General features: G+C 37.7%; 1 protein-coding gene. It reads left to right on the top strand.

From position 1 onward, the window contains the following. On the top strand, nt 1–236 hold a 236-nt coding region (locus SB749_RS20895), incomplete at both ends, for a hypothetical protein (RefSeq protein WP_410712004.1).

The raw sequence follows: 236 nt of genomic DNA, 5'->3' as shown, positions 1-236 counted from the left end.
CACGCAAACTTAATCGGTCAGAGATTCCCATATAATAATGGAGATTCTATAACAACGCTCGAACACATAGATGTACAGGCAGATCGAATTGATTTAGTTTTTGGATATTATGACAAAACTGCAATACATCGAACCCTGAAAGATACTAATAATGGTACTGAAAATGTGCAAAGGCGTGCTGCACATGAGGCTATTAAGCATTTTTGTCACTGTGTTATTAAACCTACAGGCAACCC

The sequence above is a fragment of the Brevibacterium sp. SIMBA_078 genome (assembly GCF_046534565.1).
Classification (GTDB): Bacteria; Actinomycetota; Actinomycetes; order Actinomycetales; family Brevibacteriaceae; genus Brevibacterium.
Note: the sequence above shows the minus strand (reverse complement) of the source record. Positions and strands in the feature narration are given on the sequence as shown.